This window comes from Nioella sp., from assembly GCF_965215655.1.
Classification (GTDB): Bacteria; Pseudomonadota; Alphaproteobacteria; order Rhodobacterales; family Rhodobacteraceae; genus Nioella.
The window spans coordinates 1,124,932-1,142,682 of record NZ_OZ244111.1 but is presented as its reverse complement, the minus strand read 5'-3'; the positions used below and the strand labels follow the sequence as shown (position 1 = coordinate 1,142,682).

General features: G+C 62.5%; 21 protein-coding genes and 1 pseudogene. 17 read left to right on the top strand and 5 right to left on the bottom strand.

Going from position 1 to position 17,751, the window contains the following annotated elements; genetic code table 11:
- The first annotated feature begins 43 nt into the window (after positions 1-43).
- Positions 44-2,023, top strand: a complete 1,980-nt coding sequence (gene thrS / locus ACOOEX_RS05885) for a threonine--tRNA ligase (protein WP_420397553.1) — start codon at positions 44-46, stop codon at positions 2,021-2,023.
- A gap of 102 nt (positions 2,024-2,125) precedes the next feature.
- Positions 2,126-3,193: an NAD-dependent epimerase/dehydratase family protein gene (locus ACOOEX_RS05880; RefSeq protein ID WP_420397552.1), complete on the top strand. Its 1,068-nt coding sequence runs from the start codon at positions 2,126-2,128 to the stop codon at positions 3,191-3,193.
- A gap of 2 nt (positions 3,194-3,195) precedes the next feature.
- Here ACOOEX_RS05880 and ACOOEX_RS05875 read toward each other — a convergent pair whose 3' ends face one another.
- Positions 3,196-3,564, bottom strand: a complete 369-nt coding sequence (locus tag ACOOEX_RS05875) for a hypothetical protein (RefSeq protein ID WP_420397551.1) — start codon at positions 3,562-3,564, stop codon at positions 3,196-3,198.
- A 352-nt stretch (positions 3,565-3,916) separates the two neighbouring features.
- Between ACOOEX_RS05875 and ACOOEX_RS05870 the strand changes: the two are divergent.
- The 4 genes and pseudogenes from ACOOEX_RS05870 to ACOOEX_RS05855 all read left to right on the top strand — a co-directional run.
- A pseudogene (locus ACOOEX_RS05870) lies at positions 3,917-4,228 on the top strand (DUF2282 domain-containing protein); the annotation flags it as partial.
- A 155-nt stretch (positions 4,229-4,383) separates the two neighbouring features.
- Positions 4,384-5,238: a DUF692 domain-containing protein gene (locus ACOOEX_RS05865; RefSeq protein ID WP_420397550.1), complete on the top strand. Its 855-nt coding sequence runs from the start codon at positions 4,384-4,386 to the stop codon at positions 5,236-5,238.
- A gap of 4 nt (positions 5,239-5,242) precedes the next feature.
- A complete protein-coding gene (locus ACOOEX_RS05860) occupies positions 5,243-5,986 on the top strand; it encodes a DNA-binding domain-containing protein (protein WP_420397549.1) in 744 nt (247 codons plus the stop codon).
- On the top strand, positions 5,983-6,552 hold the full coding sequence (locus ACOOEX_RS05855) for a DoxX family protein (RefSeq protein ID WP_420397548.1): 570 nt from the start codon (positions 5,983-5,985) through the stop codon (positions 6,550-6,552). The genes ACOOEX_RS05860 and ACOOEX_RS05855 overlap by 4 nt, the downstream gene beginning before the upstream one ends.
- Here the strand turns inward: ACOOEX_RS05855 and ACOOEX_RS05850 are convergent.
- Positions 6,534-6,860 (bottom strand): arsenate reductase family protein, encoded by a 327-nt coding sequence (locus ACOOEX_RS05850; RefSeq protein WP_420398333.1) that lies wholly within the window; start codon positions 6,858-6,860, stop codon positions 6,534-6,536. The genes ACOOEX_RS05855 and ACOOEX_RS05850 overlap by 19 nt on opposite strands.
- 212 nt (positions 6,861-7,072) lie before the next feature.
- On the opposite strand from ACOOEX_RS05850, the gene ACOOEX_RS05845 reads away from it, so the two are divergent.
- The 6 genes from ACOOEX_RS05845 to ACOOEX_RS05820 all read left to right on the top strand — a co-directional run bounded on the left by ACOOEX_RS05845 (position 7,073) and on the right by ACOOEX_RS05820 (position 11,805).
- Positions 7,073-7,279 (top strand): cold-shock protein, encoded by a 207-nt coding sequence (locus ACOOEX_RS05845; protein WP_071688420.1) that lies wholly within the window; start codon positions 7,073-7,075, stop codon positions 7,277-7,279.
- A 470-nt stretch (positions 7,280-7,749) separates the two neighbouring features.
- Positions 7,750-8,031 (top strand): preprotein translocase subunit YajC, encoded by a 282-nt coding sequence (gene yajC, locus ACOOEX_RS05840; RefSeq protein ID WP_071688421.1) that lies wholly within the window; start codon positions 7,750-7,752, stop codon positions 8,029-8,031.
- A gap of 20 nt (positions 8,032-8,051) precedes the next feature.
- Positions 8,052-9,716: a protein translocase subunit SecD gene (secD, locus tag ACOOEX_RS05835; protein WP_420397547.1), complete on the top strand. Its 1,665-nt coding sequence runs from the start codon at positions 8,052-8,054 to the stop codon at positions 9,714-9,716.
- Between the two features lie 4 nt (positions 9,717-9,720).
- Complete coding sequence (gene secF / locus ACOOEX_RS05830; RefSeq protein ID WP_071688423.1) at positions 9,721-10,695, top strand: protein translocase subunit SecF; 975 nt, start codon at positions 9,721-9,723, stop codon at positions 10,693-10,695.
- Entirely contained in the window at positions 10,688-11,440 is a 753-nt protein-coding gene (locus ACOOEX_RS05825; protein WP_420397546.1) for a TSUP family transporter, read from the top strand. Before secF ends, ACOOEX_RS05825 begins: the two co-directional genes overlap by 8 nt.
- Before the next feature lie 11 nt (positions 11,441-11,451).
- A complete protein-coding gene (locus ACOOEX_RS05820; protein ID WP_420397545.1) occupies positions 11,452-11,805 on the top strand; it encodes an Mth938-like domain-containing protein in 354 nt (117 codons plus the stop codon).
- Positions 11,806-11,906: 101 nt separating this feature from the next.
- Here the strand turns inward: ACOOEX_RS05820 and ACOOEX_RS05815 are convergent, their stop codons facing one another.
- Genes ACOOEX_RS05815 through ACOOEX_RS05805 form a run of 3 tightly spaced genes read right to left on the bottom strand, consistent with a single transcriptional unit; the run spans position 11,907 to position 13,943 of the window.
- The gene (locus ACOOEX_RS05815; RefSeq protein WP_420397544.1) at positions 11,907-12,593 is read right to left on the bottom strand and encodes a DUF1194 domain-containing protein; all 687 of its coding nucleotides are present in this window, start codon (positions 12,591-12,593) and stop codon (positions 11,907-11,909) included.
- Positions 12,590-13,018, bottom strand: coding sequence for a VOC family protein (locus tag ACOOEX_RS05810; protein ID WP_420397543.1), 429 nt, complete (start codon positions 13,016-13,018; stop codon positions 12,590-12,592). Before ACOOEX_RS05810 ends, ACOOEX_RS05815 begins: the two co-directional genes overlap by 4 nt.
- A 19-nt stretch (positions 13,019-13,037) precedes the next feature.
- Positions 13,038-13,943 (bottom strand): DUF817 domain-containing protein, encoded by a 906-nt coding sequence (locus tag ACOOEX_RS05805; RefSeq protein ID WP_420397542.1) that lies wholly within the window; start codon positions 13,941-13,943, stop codon positions 13,038-13,040.
- Positions 13,944-14,032: 89 nt separating this feature from the next.
- Between ACOOEX_RS05805 and thyX the strand changes: the two genes are divergently transcribed.
- The 5 genes from thyX (at position 14,033) to ACOOEX_RS05780 (ending at position 17,351) form a co-directional block, all read left to right on the top strand.
- Positions 14,033-14,938 (top strand): FAD-dependent thymidylate synthase, encoded by a 906-nt coding sequence (gene thyX / locus ACOOEX_RS05800; RefSeq protein WP_420397541.1) that lies wholly within the window; start codon positions 14,033-14,035, stop codon positions 14,936-14,938.
- Positions 14,935-15,309 (top strand): hypothetical protein, encoded by a 375-nt coding sequence (locus tag ACOOEX_RS05795; protein WP_420397540.1) that lies wholly within the window; start codon positions 14,935-14,937, stop codon positions 15,307-15,309. The genes thyX and ACOOEX_RS05795 overlap by 4 nt, the downstream gene beginning before the upstream one ends.
- Before the next feature lie 23 nt (positions 15,310-15,332).
- The gene (locus tag ACOOEX_RS05790) at positions 15,333-16,265 is read left to right on the top strand and encodes an IS5 family transposase (protein ID WP_420394792.1); all 933 of its coding nucleotides are present in this window, start codon (positions 15,333-15,335) and stop codon (positions 16,263-16,265) included.
- 85 nt (positions 16,266-16,350) lie between these two features.
- Positions 16,351-16,893: a hypothetical protein gene (locus tag ACOOEX_RS05785; RefSeq protein WP_420397539.1), complete on the top strand. Its 543-nt coding sequence runs from the start codon at positions 16,351-16,353 to the stop codon at positions 16,891-16,893.
- Complete coding sequence (locus tag ACOOEX_RS05780; protein ID WP_420397538.1) at positions 16,890-17,351, top strand: hypothetical protein; 462 nt, start codon at positions 16,890-16,892, stop codon at positions 17,349-17,351. Before ACOOEX_RS05785 ends, ACOOEX_RS05780 begins: the two co-directional genes overlap by 4 nt.
- Positions 17,352-17,751 lie beyond the last annotated feature (400 nt).

The following is a 17,751-nucleotide window of genomic DNA, read 5'->3' as shown; positions in this document are numbered from 1 at the left end:
CGGGCGTTCCGTGGGCGCCAAACCGACGAGGAGCTTGTGCCAGATGGCCCAGATTTCCCTGACTTTCCCCGATGGTAATTCCCGTGACTACGCGGCTGGCGTGACGCCTGCCGATGTGGCCGCCGGCATCTCAAACTCACTGGCCAAGAAGGCCATCTCCGCCACCGTGAACGGTGCGCATTGGGACCTGCAATGGCCGATCGAGCAAGACGCCTCCATCGCCATTCACACCATGCAGGACGACGCGCAGGCCCTGGAACTCATTCGCCATGACTGCGCCCATATCATGGCCCGTGCGGTGCAGGAGATCTGGCCCGATGTGAAGGTCACCATCGGCCCGGTCATCGACAACGGCTGGTATTACGATTTCGACCGGGAAGAGCCCTTCACCCCCGAAGACCTCGGCCAGATCGAAGCCAAGATGCGCGAGATCATCAACCGCCGCGACCCCGTGACCACCGAGATCTGGGACCGTGACCGCGCGGTCAAGTTCTACGCGGCCAATAACGAGCCCTACAAGGTCGAGCTGATCGAGGCCATTCCCGGCAGCGAACCCCTGCGCATGTACTGGCACGGGCATTGGCAGGATCTCTGCCGTGGCCCGCATCTGCAGCATACTGGCCAGGTTCCGGCGGATGCCTTCAAACTGATGAGCGTCGCGGGCGCCTATTGGCGCGGCGACAGCAATCGCGCCATGTTGCAGCGGATTTACGGCGTGGCCTTCCGCAACAAGAACGACCTCAAGGCCCATCTGACCATGCTGGAGGAGGCCGCCAAGCGCGACCACCGCAAGCTTGGCCGCGAAATGAACCTCTTCCACATGCAGGAAGAAGCGCCCGGTCAGGTCTTCTGGCATCCGGGCGGCTGGACCATCTACACCACGCTTCAGGACTACATGCGCCGCAAGCAGCGCGCCGGCGGCTACCGAGAGATCAACACGCCGCAGGTCGTGGACCGCAAGCTGTGGGAAGCCTCGGGCCACTGGGAGAAATACCAGCATCACATGTTCATCGTCGAAGTGGATGAAAGCCGCGACGGCGAGAATGACGATGCGTCCGCCAAGAACCGCGCCGAAACGCGGATCAATGCGCTGAAACCCATGAACTGCCCCTGTCATGTGCAGGTCTTCAACCAGGGCCAGAAAAGCTATCGCGATCTGCCGCTGCGTCTGGCGGAATTCGGCTCCTGCGCGCGGTTCGAGCCGTCAGGCGCATTGCACGGGATCATGCGGGTGCGCGGCTTTACCCAGGATGACGCGCATATCTTCTGCACCGAGGATCAGATCCAGGAGGAATGCGCGCGGTTCATCGACTTCCTCGCCAATGTCTATGAGGAACTCGGCTTCCCCGAGTTTGAAATCCGATTCGCCACTCGCCCCGAAAAGCGCGTCGGCAGCGATGAAAGCTGGGACTATGTCGAAGGCGCGCTGGAAAACGCGATCAAGGCCGTTGGCCGCGACTATACGCTGGAACCAGGCGACGGGGCCTTTTACGGGCCGAAGCTCGACTTCTACCTGACCGACGCGATTGGCCGGGTTTGGCAATGCGGCACGTTCCAGGTGGACCCGAACCTGCCCGAGCGGCTGGATGCGAATTACACCGGTGAGGACGGGGCCAAGCACCGGCCCTTCATGCTGCACCGGGCCTGCCTTGGGTCTTTCGAGCGTTTCATCGGCATTTTGATCGAGAACTGGGAAGGCAAGCTGCCCTTCTGGCTGGCCCCGCGTCAGGTGGTTGTCGCTTCCATCGTGTCCGAGGCCGATGACTACGTGCAGGAGGTCGTAGCAGCCCTGACCGCGCAGGGCGTGCGGGCCGAGGCCGATATCCGCAACGAGAAGATCAACTACAAGGTCCGCGAACATTCCGTGGGCAAGGTGCCGGTGATCCTCGCCATTGGCCGCAAGGAGGTCGAGGACCGCACCGTCACCCTGCGCCGCCTTGGGGAAAAGCAGACTTCGGTCGTGACACTGGACGAGGTCGTTGCAAGCCTCGCCGCGGACGCGATTGCGCCCGATCAACGCTGATCCATCCGCGCAAAGCAACTCGGGGCCGGTTCCGAAAGGGGCCGGCCTTTTCAGTTGATCCAGGTCATATCCCCCTGCCCGACCCCGCGCTTAAGTCGGTGCATGACAGCGCCAACCAAATCCACAATCGCCCCAAAATCCATCCTCGTCACCGGCGGGGCAGGTTTCCTCGGTATCAACCTGATCCGATACCTGCTGGACCGGGGCCATACCCTGCGCAGTTGGGACATCGCCCCCTTCACCTACCCGGAGGCGGACCGGATCGACGTTTTGCAGGGCGATATCCGCGACCTCTCGCTTCAAGACCGCGCTTTCGGGGGCATCGACATTGTCATTCATTGCGCGGCGGCCCTGCCGCTGGCCAGCGCAGAAGAAATTCATTCCACCAATGTGGACGGCACCCAAATGCTGCTCGCCTCGGCGCTTCGCAAGGGAATCCGCCGCTTTGTTCATATCTCCTCAACCGCCGTCTACGGCATCCCCGATCACCACCCGCTGGTGGAGGCCGATCCGATGCAGGGCGTGGGGCCTTACGGGGAATCGAAAGTGGCTGCGGAAAAGCTTTGCCGACAGTTTCGCGCGGATGGGCTGGTGCTGCCGGTCCTTCGCCCGAAAAGCTTTGTCGGCCCCGAACGGCTCGGCGCTTTCGAACTGCTCTATGACTTCGCCTCGACCGGGCATAATTTCCCGGTCTTGGGATCGGGGCAGAACCGTTATCAGCTACTGGATGTGGACGACCTGAACGCAGCGATCTGTCTCAGTGCCTTTGGCGAGGCCGAGACCGTCAACGACACATTCAACATTGGCGCGGCAGAGTTCGGCACCATGCGCGAAAGCTTTCAGGCGGTGCTGGACCGCGCGGGCTTCGGCAAACGCATCATCGGCTTTCCCGCCACCCCCGCCATCTGGACCCTGCGCGGGCTGGAGGCGGTGCATTTGTCGCCGCTCTATAAATGGATCTATGAGACCGCCGCGAAAGACAGTTTTGTCAGCATCGACCGCGCCCGAGAGAAACTGGGCTTCGTACCGCGCCATTCCAATATCGACGCTCTGCTGCGCAACTTCGACTGGTACCTGGCGAACCGCGACCGGATCGCCAAGGGCGCAGGCGTGACCCACAGGGTGCCATGGAAACGCGGCGCGCTGTCGGTGCTGCGCGCCGTCCTGTAAGATCAGAAGTGGCTCACTTCCTCATCCGGCCGCCCCGCCGCGAGGGCCAGAAGACCACCCAGACCACAAAGCGCAATCGGGAACATGGTGAAGACGCCAAAGCCGAAGGCATAGTACATGCCCGCCGCTGACAGCAGCATGAAGATACCACCCCACAGCGCCCGCGCCCGCGCCATGGCCCCGCCTGCCAGCGCCAGGATGGGCGAAATGATGCTCGCCGCCTTGATCAGATCGGGGTTGTCCACTTGTCTGGCAATGTCCGGCACCTCGCCGAAATGGTCGATGAAGGTCACGTAACCATAACCGAAGAACCCGACGATCATTCCCAGAATGCCGCCGATGATTCCCAGAACGAGGGCTGCGTTGCGCATGAAGGCTCTCCGTTGGTTTCTTGCCTGTTCGAAGCCCGAGATAGGCACGATCTGCCAGTCAGCCAAGCCCAAGGCACCACTTTCGGTTGAAACATTTCACGGACGGGACGAGGCGGAAGGCAGAAACCCGTCACCTTCCCCCAGGTGGAATCTTTCCCACAAACACATGATTTCATTTAATATTCACACCTTCCAACCCAACCGGCCCGCCTCACGCCACCCTGACAGAGGGTCACGCACGCGTGCTTGACGGGCCTGTGACTGGCCAGTGATCGACGCGGCGACTTACCAATTCCCCATCACCCGCTCGACGGGTGGGACACGGAAAATATCAGTTTTAGGGAGCTACCCCATGTCGACCCAATTCAAATCGCTGGCCCTGATGGGCGCCGTTGCCGCCGCACTGGGCGCCGTTACCACCACCTCTGCCTCAGCGCAGGCGATGGAAAAGTGCTACGGCGTTTCGCTGGCCGGTGAAAACGGCTGCGCCGCAGGCCCCGGCACCACCTGCGCCGGGTCCTCCACCATCGACTATCAGGGCAACGCCTGGACACTGGTCCCCGCCGGCACCTGCGCCGAGATCGAACTGCCCGACGGCCGCATGGGCGAATCCGAGGCCTCGCTGGAAGCCGACGGTTACATCGGTCTGGCCCGCGATCTTCCCGATGGTCTGGCCGAGGATGTTCTGGCCCAGTACCGCGATGTCTCGATGATGGACGAGATGATGGAAGACGAAGAAATGGACAGCTGATCGCGCTGACCTTCACCCCCGGTCCACAAAGGGCCGGGGGCTTCTGCCAAAGACCCAAGGGACACGCCATGTATGACCTCGCGCAGGATAACCGTCTGCCCAACCTGTCGGGCATCGGGTACAAACCCCAGCATTTCCAATCTCTTATTAGCGGACCCGGCGCGTTCCACTGGCTGGAAGTCCATGCCGAAAACTACATGGGCGACGGTGGCCGCCCGCTGGCCCAACTGCGCGCACTTGCAGACCGCTTCCCGATTTCGGTGCATGGTGTCGGCCTGTCCATCGGCGGCGAAGGACGGCTCGATCCCGACCATCTTGCCCGCCTCAAGCATCTCTGCGACTGGCTGAATCCCGCCAGCTTCTCGGAACATCTCGCCTGGTCCACCCATGGCGATCACTACCTGAACGACCTGCTGCCCCTGCCCTATACCGAGGCCACTTTGGCCCGCGTCGCAGACCATATCGACGAGGTGCAGGAGGCTCTCGCGCGTCCGATGCTGCTGGAAAACCCTTCCACCTATCTCGCCTTTGCGGAATCCACGATGGATGAGGTCACGTTTCTTTCGGAAATCGCAAAGCGCACGGGCTGCGGGCTGCTGCTGGATGTGAACAACGTCTTCGTCTCCGCCACCAACCAGACCTGGGACCCGGTCGCCTATATCGACGCCTTCCCGCTGGCGCAGGTGGGCGAAATCCATCTGGGCGGCCATTATGAGGATGAAGACGAGCATGGCGCGCCGCTGCTGATCGACAGCCACGGACGCGAGGTGGTGGATCCGGTCTGGACGCTCTACGCGCACACTATTGCGCGCGGAGGCGCCAAGCCGACGCTCATTGAATGGGACAATAACGTGCCCGATTTCCCGGTGCTGGAGGCCGAAGCCGCCCGCGCCGATGCGATCCTGCAACCGGCCCTGGTGTGATCCGATGCTGCAATCCGATTTCACTGCTGCCATTCTCGACCCCGCCGCCCCCATACCGTCTGGCATGGTGGACCCAAAGGGCCGCCCGGCGGGCAAACGCTTCAACGTCTACCGCAACAACCTCGCCGCCTCGCTGACCGAGGCGCTGGAAACCGGGTTTCCGGTATTGGCGAAGCTTCTGGGCGAGAAAAGCTTCAGGACGCTCGCTCTCATCTTCTCGCGCACTCATCCGCCCACCAGCCGCGCCCTGTCGCAATACGGGGCAGCGATGCCGGGTTTTCTGGAAGAGTTTCAGCCGCTTGCGGCCTATCCTTACCTCGCCGACATCGCTCGGCTGGAACTGGCGATCCGCCGCTCCTACCACGCCGCCGATGTGGACCCGCTGAACGCCGCTGGCCTGGACCCGGACACGCTGATGGAGCTGACGCCGGTCCTTGCCCCCGCCACCCAAATCCTCGCCTCGCTCTACCCGATCCACGGCATCTGGCGTCGCAACACGCAGCCCGACGCCCCCAAACCGCAACCCAAGGCCGAAACGGTCATGATCACCCGGCCCGAGTTCGACCCGATTCCCCATCTTCTGCCCGCAGGCGGCGCGGCCTTTGCTCGGGCGCTTGATGGGCGCACCACGATCGCCCTCGCCCTCGAACGCAGCATCGAAGCCGAACCGGGGCTCGACCTTGCCCCGCTGCTGACGCTGTTCCTGACCTCCGGCGCGCTGACACTCCAGAAAGGACCCGACCAATGAGGACCCTCGTTTCCCTGCACAACCGCCTCTTTGACGCGCTGGAAGCCACGCTCGCGCCGATCCTGATGCCGACGCTTGCGCGCTTCGTCTTCGCCGCAACCCTGATGGTCTATTACTGGAATTCCGGGATGACCAAGCTGGGTGAGGGCATCACCGGTCTCTTCCAGCCCAATTTCAACGCCTATGTGCAGATCCTGCCCCGCATGTCGGAGGCCGTGGGCTATGACGCCAGCCAGCTTGGCGCGTTCTGGCGGCTGGTGGTGGTTGCGGGCACCTGGGCGGAATTCATCCTGCCCGCCCTTATTGTCCTTGGCCTTTTCACCCGGCTGGCCGCGCTTGGGATGATCGGCTTTGTCCTCGTGCAAAGCTATGTCGATATCGTCGGCCATGGGGTCGGCTCGGACGTGATCGGCGCTTGGTTCGATGCGGGCTCCGACAGCCTGATCCTTGATCAGCGCGCCTTCTGGGTGTTCCTGCTGGCCTATATGGTCTTCCGCGGCGCGGGGCCTATCTCGGTCGATGCCGCCCTGCGGGCCCGCGCGCTGCCTCAGGCCAGCGCCGCCTGAACCTCCTTGCCCCAGCCAAGGTAAAGCGTCCCGTCCTCCGCCCGGATCACGGGGCGCTTCATCAAGGCGGGGTACGCGGCCAGCAGATCGGCAGGCGCGCCCTTGCGCTCCTCCTCCGACAGGCCCCGCCATGTTGTCGACCGCGTGTTGACCAACGCATCGCCGAACGCCCCCAGAAACTCCGCCAGCTGATCCGCCCCCAAAGGCTCCGCCCGCACGTCCACCAACCGCACGGACTGCCCCGCGCCCTCAAGCGATTTCAGCGCCTTCCGGCAGGTGTCGCAGGTCTTCAGCCCGTATAGCTCCATTTCAGCCTCCTTCATGTGCAGCCCCGTGACATTCCCATGACAGCCGCACGAAATTCCTTGCGTTTTTCTGAAATCACCCCATCTTTTCTGCCGTGACAACAGGTTTTCGCTGTCCCGCTCTCTCAAGGACGTCAGACAGGGGGTGTCTGTCGGCACCACGCCGCCGCATCTCGCGGGTGGCACCAAGGAAGACTTGAGAAGGAAGAACGGACATGCCCACTGGCACCGTAAAATGGTTCAACACCACCAAAGGTTATGGCTTCATCGCGCCCGACGATGGCGGCAAGGATGTGTTCGTGCACATCTCGGCCGTGGAACGATCGGGGCTGACCGGCCTCGCCGATAACGAGAAGATCGGCTACGAGCTGCGCGAAGGCCGCGACGGCCGCGCCTCGGCGGTGGAGCTGCAAAAGCTCTGAACCATCCGGTGATCCGGAAAACGAAAGACGCCGCGAGGGGGACGCCGCTCGCGGCGTTTTCATTTGTGACCCGCTACCCCTCTCCCGCGCGGACTCAAGGCGAAGCCGCCGCGCCATCGCCGACGCGCCCCCGGCGGAGGCGATTTGGCCGACACCTGCGCAGGCAATCGAGGTCATCCGAACTTGGCAGAAATAAAGTGCTCTTCAGTGAGGCTGGGATCGCCCCCGCGCGCGTCATCAATGGCGCGGCTCTGAACAATCAGACCGCAAATGTCGCGCACCGAAAGCCGCTTCCACGCATTGCGTTTCCCCATCCACACACCATATCCCCCATTAACCGGCCTTGGGGAGGGGCAAACGCGGCCAGCGCGCCTTGCGCTTCGTCCCTAGCGCCAGTAACGTGCCGCCGATTTCGCGGGGGCTCAAGACCAACAAAAGGCCCCGCGCCACGGAACAAGAAGGACGCCCCCATGGAAGGTATCGCCGGGTTCATCCCGCTCATTCTGATCTTCGTGATCATGTATTTCCTCATGATCCGCCCGCAGCAGCAGCAGCGCAAGGCGCATGAGGCGATGGTTGCGGCGCTGCGCCGGGGCGACCAGGTCATCACCTCTGGTGGCTTCATCGGCAAGATCTCCAAGGTCAAGGATGATGACGAGGTCGAGGTCGAACTGGCCGACAACGTCAAGGTCCGCGTCGTGCGCAACACCATCGTGCGCGTCGTGAACAAGACCGAACCCGCAAGCGAATAATCTGACCTGAAGGCGCGACGATGCTCAATATCCCCCTCTGGAACCGGGTTCTGATCTGGGGCCTCGTCGCCCTCGGGCTCGCGTTTGCGATGCCCAACCTGTTCTACCCCCGGGTGGAACGCCATAACGACGCCGCAGCCGCCATCGAGGCCGGCACCGCAACCGCGGACGATGTGGCCGAGGATCTGTCGGGCTGGCCGGGCTTCCTGCCCTCCTCGCTTGTCAATCTCGGTCTCGACCTTCGCGGCGGCGCGCATCTGCTGGCCGAGGTTCAGGTCGAGGATGTCTATGCCACGCGGATGGACGGGCTGTGGCCGCAGGTGCGTGACGCGTTGCGCGACGAGCGGGACACGGTCGGAACGATCCGTCGGCAGGACTCCCCGTCCGACGAACTGCATGTGCGGATTTCCCAGCCCGACGGCATGACCGCCGCGCTTGCGGCCGTCCGCGCCCTGTCGCAGCCGGTCAGCAGCGTCACCGCTGTTGGCGCAATGACGCTGGACATCCGGGCCGAGGGAGACACGATCATCGTGACCCTGTCCGAGGCCGAACGCGCCGCCACCGACGACCGCACCATGCGCCAGTCGATCGAGATCGTGCGCCGCCGCGTCGACGAGGTCGGCACCCGCGAACCCACGATCCAGCGCCAGGGCGACCGCCGCATCCTGATCCAGGTGCCCGGCATCGGCAGCGCCGAGGAATTGAAGCGCCTCATTGGCACCACCGCGCAACTGACCTTCCACCCGGTCACCGGACGCGGCAGCGGCAGTGACGTGGAGGCCGGGGCGCGCGAGATCGTGCTGCCGGATGTGGAGGATGAGGGCCTGCTCTACCGGCTGGAACAATCGCCGGTGCTGTCGGGCGAGGATCTGACGGATGCACAGCCCGCCTTCGACCAGAACGGACAGCCGGTCGTCACCTTCCGCCTGAACACCGCCGGGGCGCGGACGTTCTGCGACTACAGCCAGAACAACGTCGGCGCGCCCTTTGCCATCGTGCTCGATGAACAGGTGCTGTCCGCCCCGACGATCCGAGAGGCGATCTGCGGCGGGTCTGGCCAGATCAGCGGCAACTTCACCGTCGAAGGCTCGACCGAACTGGCGGTTCTGCTGCGCGCCGGGGCGCTGCCCGCCGAGATGACCTTCCTCGAAGAACGCACCATCGGCCCGGAACTGGGCGCCGACAGCATCGCGGCGGGCGAAGTGGCGGCCATGGTCGCGGGCATCGCCGTGCTGATCTTCATGATCGGAAGCTACGGGTTGTTCGGCGTCTTCGCCAATATCGCGCTGATCATCAATGTGGGCCTCATCTTCGGGCTGCTTTCGGCCATCGGGGCCACGCTGACCCTGCCAGGCATTGCCGGGATCGTGCTGACCATCGGTATGGCGGTGGACGCCAATGTTCTGATCTTCGAGCGTATCCGCGAGGAACTGAAGACCGCAAAGGGGCCTGCCCGCGCCATCGAGCTTGGCTATGAAAAGGCCCGCTCGGCGATCTATGACGCCAATATCACCACCTTCATCACGGCGGTGATCCTCTATGTCATGGGGTCGGGTCCGGTGCGCGGCTTCGCGATCACGCTCGGGCTTGGGATCATCACGTCGGTCTTTACGGCCATTTACATCACCCGGCTGCTAATCCTGCTCTGGTTCGAACGCCGCCGTCCCAAGAAGATCGAGGTGTAATCCGATGCGTCTGAAGCTTGTACCCTCCGAAACCAATTGGGATTTCTTCCGGCTGAGCAGCGTCGCGCTGGTGGCGTCGGGCGTGGCCGTCGTGGCCTCGATCGTGCTGTTCTTCGTCATCGGCCTGAATTTCGGCATCGACTTCCGGGGCGGCACCACGATCCGCACCGAAGCCCATTCCGAGGTGGATGTCGCGGCCTATCGCGAAGCGCTTCAGGGGCTGGACCTTGGTGATATCTCGATCACCGAGGTGTTCGACCCGACCTTCGCGGCTGATGAACATGTGACGCTGGTCAATGTGCAGGCTCAGGACGGGCAGGAATCGGTCAGCGCCGAGACGATCGCCGCCATCGAAGCGGTGTTGCAGGAGGTCGATCCGACCATCACCTTCCCTTCGGTCGAAAGCGTCGGCCCGACCGTGTCCGGCGAACTGGTGCAAACCGCGATCATCGCGGTGACACTCGCCATCGCGGCGGTGCTGATCTATATCTGGCTGCGCTTCGAGTGGCAGTTCTCGCTTGGCGCCGTGGCGGCCCTTATCCATGACGTGACGCTGACCATCGGCATCTTCTGCCTGCTGCAAATCCGCTTTGACCTGGCCATCATCGCGGCGCTTCTGACCATCGTGGGCTATTCCCTGAACGACACCGTGATCGTCTTCGACCGGGTGCGGGAAAACCTGCGCAAGTTCAAGAAACGTCCGCTGAAAGAGGTGTTGAACCTGTCCATCAACGATACGCTGAGCCGGACGGTCATGACCTCCTTCACCACGCTGATCGCGCTCATTGCGCTGTTCGTGCTGGGTGGCGATGTGATCCGCGGCTTCGTCTTCGCGATGATCTGGGGCATCGTGGTGGGCACCTACAGTTCGGTCTTCGTGGCCTCGGCGATCCTGCTGCGCCTTGGCGTCAAACGCGACTGGTCCAAGACCGATGGCGGCGGTGCCAGCGGCACCCAGTTCGCCAATATCGATGCCTGATATCCTGGCCTCGGCCCTGGCGACGCCAGGGCTGGTCTGGCTGCTGCTGACCATCTCTGCCGCCGGGATCGTGCGCGGCTTCACCGGCTTCGGCACGGCGCTGATCTTCGTGCCCGTGGCGGGGATCTTTCTTGAACCGCAGATCGTCATCGCCCTGATCACGCTGACCGGCGTGGCCAGCACCGCCGCGTTGCTGCCGCGCGCCTGGGGACAGGCCGATCGGCGCGAGGTGGGCACGATGGGTCTGGCGGCACTGGTGACCGTGCCGCTTGGTCTGTGGCTGCTGACGCTTCTGGACCGCGATACGGTGCGCTGGATCGTGGCCGCTGTGGCGCTGGTGACCCTGACCGCCCTGATCGCGGGCTGGCGCTATCGCGGCAAGGTGGCGGTGCCGGGCCTTCTGGGCATCGGCGCGGCGGCGGGCGGCATCGGCGGGCTGACCGGGCTGACGGGACCGGCGGTGATCCTGTTCTACCTTGCCGGGCAAAGCGGCGTCGCCTCGGTGCGCGCCAACACGATCCTGTTTCTGGCGATGCTCGACGTGGTGGTGGTGGGCAACCTGCTGCTGCGCGGATCGGTGGGCTTTGGCGTCATGATATTGGCACTGATCCTGTCCCTGCCCTATTTCCTGACCTCGCTGATCGGGCAGGCCCTGTTTGATCCCCGCCACGAGACGCTGTATCGAGGGGCGGCCTACGGGGTGATCGGGCTGGCGCTGGTCACCGGACTGCCGATCTGGGAATAGGGATGACCGCAATGCGCATGAATGAAATCAGCTTTGGCGAGGCGCGGCCGGTGGATGGCTATGGCCCCGGCTTCTTCCGCGTCGGCGGAGAGGTCTTCGAGGGTCCGGTCCTGTGCCTACCCGGTGGCGTGCGCGCCTGGGGCGGGCTGGAGGATGCGGGCGCGCTGGTGGCGCTTACCGGGGCGCTTGATGTGCTGCTGATCGGGACCGGAGCCGATATGGCCCCCCTGCCCGCCGATTTGCGCCGGGCGCTGGAAGCGGCCGATCTGCCGCTGGAGCCGATGGGATCGCCCTCCGCCGCACGCACCTATAACGTGCTGCTGGCCGAGGGCCGCCGTGTCGGGGCGGCATTGCTGCCGGTCTGAGGGGTTTTGCTGCGCGCTTACAAGAGCGGTTCCGGAGGGGGGCGCTGCCTCCGTCGCCTTTCAGGCAACTCCCCCGAAGTATTTTGACCAAGCTGAAAGGCCTACGGGTCGAGCGCGCCGAGCACCATCACCCGCAGCTCGCGTTCCAGCTTGCGGCGCATCGCATCCTCGAATTCCTGATGATTGAGCGCATGTTCCACGAAGGCCCCCGGGCCCCGGATGATCTCCTCTGCGAAATATTGCTCGATCTGTCGACTGGCCCCGCCGATGGCCAACCCGTTCACGGTGACCCCATCCAGCGGAAAATGCTGGTAGGCCAGTGCCGGGGCGAAGCCATCGTTGTTCTGCCCGTCCCCCGCCACATCCAGGGTCTGGAAAAGGCAAGGCGGGGCGCGCTCGAACATCGTGGCGGCGAAACCGATCGCGTAGCCGATGGCCGTTGGGAACTCTCCCGCCGTTCGGGGCGCCGTCTGCAATTCCTCCACGATCTCAAGTACCTGCGCGCGCGAGGTCACCAGCCGCCAGTCCGAGATCACGTCCTGCTGGAATCGGCCCGACCATTCGTAGATCGCCAGCGCCACCGGGCCCGGACCGTTCAGAAGCGGGTCGAGCACTTCAGGCGCCAGAAGCGCCGCCGCCAGCCCGTTGCGCTGGATCTGATGTTCGGCCTCATCGACCGAGGCCGAGACATCCAGAGCCAGCAACAGCGCCAGACGACAGGTCTGCTGCGCGGCAGCCGGGCCCGAAAGCAGCGCCGTGACCAGCGCCAGGAGGGCGGCGCGGATCACCAATGCCCGGTATTGCCCATGCTGGCCCAGGGTTCCGCCGGGGGCAGATCCTCCCCCTCCTGAAGCAGCTCCACCGAGATATTGTCGGGCGAGCGGACAAAGGCCATATGGCCATCACGGGGCGGGCGGTTGATCACGACGCCATTGTCCATCAGATGCTGGCATAACGCATAGATATCAGAGACCCGGTAGGCCAGATGCCCGAAATGACGGCTGTCCGACGGCAGGCCTTCATCGCCGTCCCAGTTATAGGTCAGTTCCAGCGGATAGTCCGGCTGACCCGGTGCGGCCATGAAGACATTGGTGAAGCGGCCCGCCTCGCTGTCATAGCGGCGTATCTCTTCGAGCCCCAATAGCCGGTAGAAGGCTATGGATTTCTCAAGGTCTTTGACCCGAACCATGGTGTGGTAGTAGCGGATGGACATCACTGTTCCTCTGATCGTTTCAGGGAATGGTAGCGCGGCTGCCGTCACTTGTCGCGTGGGGACCGCGATAAATTTCTCGTGGGGCGGGGCGCACCGGATGCGGTTTCAGCTCATCGCGCATGATCAGCGTCACGGTCACGAAGCTGACATAGAGCAGCAGGTACCACGACCCCAGTTTCCCGAGCGACACCATGTCGAACTGCCCCTGCCCCGCATAGGCCCAAGTGCGCGTCACGGTGCCCACATTCTCGGCGATCCAGATGAACACCGCCGCCAGCCCCGCCGCCACCGGCAGCGGCATCCAGCGCGGATCGGTGCCGGGGAAGAACCAGATGCGGGTGCGCCAGAACAGCAGCACCGTGGCCAGAAACAGCCCCATCCGGATATCGGGCAGGAAATGGTGGGCGAAGAAATTGCCGTATATCGCGCCCGCCAGCAGCACCGTCGTCCAGAAGGGCGGGTAAGGCGCGAACTCCATATGGAAAATCCGGATCACGCGGGCGATGTAGCTGCCCACGCAGGCATACATGAAGCCGGAGAAAAGCGGCACGCCGCCCAGTTCGAAAATCCCCTGCTCCGGGTAATCCCATGACCCCTGCGCCAGCTTGAAGATCTCCATCACCGTGCCCGTGAGGTGGAACAGCGCGATCACCTTCACCTCCTCCCATTCCTCCAGCCGCAGCCAGACGAAGGCTACCTGCGTCACCACGGCGAAGAGAAACAGCGCGTCGTATCGCGCCAGCGCCCAATCCTCCTGCCAGACCGCCTTGGTGCCGATGATGGCCACCAGGAACAGGATGCCGAACATCGCGGCCCATCCCTGTTTCAGCACGAACATGATGAATTCCGCCACGTAAGGGTGCAGACGCGCCCGCGCCCAATCCCCCATGCGGCGTTCCAGGAAAGCGGTTCCGCGATCTGCCATGCTCAAAATGCCCCTTTATCTTGCGGTCCTGCGCCCCGGTGGGGCAAAATATGGGAAACGTGCGATTCCCCGAAGAAGAAAGAAAAACGATGCCGCTCAGCGACGATCAATTGGCCGATATCACCGCAGCCCGCGAAAATGCGCAACCCACTTTGCGCGCGGTGGCCCCGGGGATGGAGAAGCACCTTTATACCGCGCAGCCGGTTCTCGACCATGGTTTCGTGCGGGTGGTGGACTATATGGGCGACGACGCCGCCATCGTGCAGGCGGCCCGCGTCAGCTATGGCGCCGGCACCAAAAAGGCCCGCGATGACAGTGGCTTGATCCGCTATCTCATGCGCCACTGGCACTCCACCCCGTTCGAGATGTGCGAGATCAAGCTGCATGTCAAACTGCCCGTCTTCGTGGCCCGCCAGTGGATCCGCCACCGCACCGCCAATGTCAACGAATACTCCGCCCGCTATTCGATCCTGGATCGGGAGTTCTACATCCCCGCCCCCGACGCGCTCGCCGCGCAATCGGTGGTGAACAATCAGGGCCGCGGGGACGTGCTTCAGGGCGAGGAGGCCGAGCGCGTGTTGCGCATCCTCAAGGGCGATTCGACCCGCGCCTATGACAATTACCAGTCGATGCTCAGCCAGGACGGCCAGCAGGGCCTGGCCCGCGAACTCGCCCGCATGAACCTGCCCGCCAATGTCTACACGCAATGGTACTGGAAGACCGACCTGCACAACCTCTTCCACTTCCTGCGCCTGCGCGCCGATGCCCATGCGCAGTATGAAATCCGCGTCTATGCCGAGGCGATTGCCGAGATGGTGAGGGACTGGGTCCCGGCGGCCTATGGCGCGTTCGAGGATTACCGGATGGGCGGGGTGAACCTCAGCGGCAAGGGCGTCGAGGTGATCAAACGGCGGCTGGCTGGCGAAGCGGTGACGCAGGAGAATTCGGGCATGAGCGCCGGGGAATGGCGGGAGTTTTTGGAGGTGTTTGGGTGAGTGAACGAGTAAAAACCTTAGTGCTTAAGCGAGCAATATGCTCTGATGGAATAAACATAACGCTCGAAGATGTTTGCTTGAAGCTGTTTGAGAAGACCTCAAGTCCTCGCGAACGCCTTCTTAAACTCGACCTTCTTAGAGATGCGGTAATCGCACGCGTAGAGCGAGGACCATCAAATGATGGAATATACGTGCGGATCTTTGAGTACGAAGAAGGTGCTCTTGGGTCCATCAACTTCGATGCTGAAGACGGTGGCGCAGAGGTTGAAGGTGTTGATCCGCCCGCTGGTCAAAGCTTCCTACAAGATGACATTGGGTTGTTCATTCAAGGGGCTTTGTTGCACAAATGGGGTGAGGGATTCCCTGTGTGAATCCAGCGTGGTAGCTGGCGAGCATGAGCAGTTGGTCCCTTATGACGTACAAGACCAGGAACTGGCCTTCGTACAACACGGCGCTGAAGCAGCGCGGTTCGCTATCGATCTGGTTTGATCCCGATATGACCTGGCACGCGGCACCCACCGGCAAGCGCGGGCGGCAACCCGAGTTCAGCGACGCGGCGATACAGGTTTGTCTCACGATAAAGGTGTTGTTCGGCATGCCCCTTCGCCAGACGACCGGGTTCGTCGAAAGCCTGCTGCGGTTGGCAGGCCTTGACTGGAAAGTGCCGGACTTCAGCACTCTGTCTCGCCGCCAGAAGACCCTGAGCGTCGCCATCCCTTATCGCGGAGGAACGGGTCCTTTGCACCTGCTGATCGATGCGACCGGGATCAAAGCCGAGGGCGAGGGAGAGTGGAATGCCCGCAAGCATGGCGGGTCAAAGAAGCGCCTTTGGCGCAAGCTGCATCTTGGTATGGACGAGGAAACACTGGAGATCCGCGCAGTCGGTGTCACGACAAGCAACGTCGGCGACGCCCCTATGTTACCCGACCTGCTGGCACAGATCCCGCCCGACCAAGAGATTGCCACGGTCACCGCTGACGGAGCCTATGACACGCGCAGATGTCACAATGTGATTGCCGCTCGAGGTGCCGTTGCCGTCATCCCACCACGCAAGAATGCGCAACTCTGGAAGCCAACTACGGCGGGTGCTATCGCGCGAAACGAAGCCGTGAGGGCCTGCAAATATCTCGGACGGGCACTCTGGCGAAAGCTGACAGGCTATCACCGACGAAGCCGCGCAGAGACGAAGATGCACTGCGTCAAACTCCTTGGCCAAGGCCTGATGGCCAGAGACTTCGACCGGCAGGTCGCTGAGCTCCAGATCCGGATCGCGGTGCTCAACCGCTACACCGCTCTTGGCATACCCGTCACTGAGCCCGTAGGATGAGTCCGTCCGGGGAAAGGGGAAGCCTGCCCTTCAACCGATTTGTGCAACAGAGCCCATTCAAGGCAACGATGTTATCGCTTGCGGCATGGCGAACAAAAACAGAACATACGCTTCCCAGCTATCTGATCTCGCTTCAACGCTGGGCATCATCCCCAGTGGGGAGCGTATTTCACTTGAAGATGTTGCCAACCAGACAAGCCTGAAAGACCTCAGAAAAACAGGTGTCAGGGAGATCACTCTCGGAGTAAGTGACTACCTTGCGAGTCTGCCAACGAACTCAGATCTCGGCAGCAGAGTTCTAAATGCGATCTGGGCTTCCCCAAGCGGCGCAGAAGAAATTCGGCGTCGAGAATCTCGTCATGGTCGTTTGGTGCTATCGAGGGGACGGTTTAAAAAGGATGAGGTCAAATTTGATCCTTGGCTAACCGGCGTTGGCGAGAAAATTGTCGAGGCTGATGATGAAGACTACACGATTGTTTTGGAAGATGAGCGGAGGCTTACTAGTTCCAACTTGAAGATGGTTCGCAAAGTCCGCGTCAAGAAGCAGTATAACACGGTCAATTGGGTAGAGTTAAAGCGGCATTTGGTTGAGTTCTTTAGAGAACTTCGAGAGCAAGGTGTCACATGATTCGGCTCGGAGTTTTTTTTCTCGCTCTGATTCTAGGTGGCCTCACAGGGTATGTTGCATATGATAGTCCTGCCGCAGCAGCGCGTGTTGCCGCGACAGCTGCAACAGTTCTAGCGGTGTTGGCGTCTGTCTCCCTCGCGATTTTTTCGGTTCTCGCAGTTCGTGCCGATGTAGCTGCAGAAAGCGCTCAGCAAAGGAGAAGACTGGTTCAAATTCTTGATGACGAAGACAATGCGATCGTTGATCAGAACCTTGGTATTTTCACTTGTCTAGTTGTCTCCCTTGGGCTTTGCCTCGCTACGGATTTCCTTTTCCCTGAAGATCCTTCTCTTGCCGTCACGAGCGGCGTGCGATGGCTTGCGGCGGCAGCCGGTTTCGGCACTGGGCTTTCAATTGTGCTAGCACTTCTCTTGCCAGCTACCCTCGTCGGAGTCGTGCGACGAAACCGTGGTCTCTAAATCATCTTGTAGTTAGCAACTCTCCCCCGCGCGGAATGAAGGCGAAGCCGCCGCGCCATCGTCATGCTGGAAGCATGCCTCTGGCATGACGCGCCCCCACGCGGAGGCGATTTGGCTGACGCCTGTGCGGGCGATTGAGGTCATCCGGGCTTGGCAGGGATAAAGCGCTCCGTAGAGAGGTCCGGATCGCCCCCGCGCGCGTCGTCGATGGCGCGGCTTACCCGGCCTCGGGGCTCCGCCCGTTCGCAGGCAAAACGCTCCCCCGGAGCGTTTTCGGGAAGCCTGCTCACCCCCGCGCGCGTCGCGGGTGCCGCTCCCCATGTCACCCCCGCGCAGGCGGGGGCCTCCTGCCATTCGCGCGAGGGTTGGAGTTACCCGCTTTCGCGGGCATGACAATGTT